Source organism: Vaccinium witches'-broom phytoplasma str. VAC (genome assembly GCF_000309405.1).
Classification (GTDB): domain Bacteria; phylum Bacillota_I; class Bacilli_A; order Acholeplasmatales; family Acholeplasmataceae; genus Phytoplasma.
The window spans coordinates 1-276 of record NZ_AKIN01000110.1; the positions used below are offsets into that span (position 1 = coordinate 1).

Genomic DNA, 276 nt, shown 5'->3' on the forward strand with positions numbered 1-276 from the left:
AATAAAAAAATAAAAACCAGATTACTTTCAAAGTAATCTTTTTTTTGTACAAAAACCAAGCATAAAATTTTTGAAACAACGGTAATAAACGATTCCAACATCAAAAAATTAGATAATCGCCCAATACATTTGTTTTAAAAAGTTTTAATAATGAAAAAATTAAAAAAATATATCAAAAAGAAAGAAAAATAAAATTATGTTAAACAAAGTTCAATTAATCGGCCGTCTCAGTCATGATTTAGAAAAACAATATATCAATTCAAACAACGAACAAAT

At 21.7% G+C, this 276-nt stretch carries 1 pseudogene; it reads left to right on the forward strand.

From position 1 onward, the window contains the following. Positions 1-196: 196 nt before the first annotated feature. Positions 197-276: pseudogene (locus tag RI68_RS04330) on the forward strand (single-stranded DNA-binding protein); the annotation flags it as partial.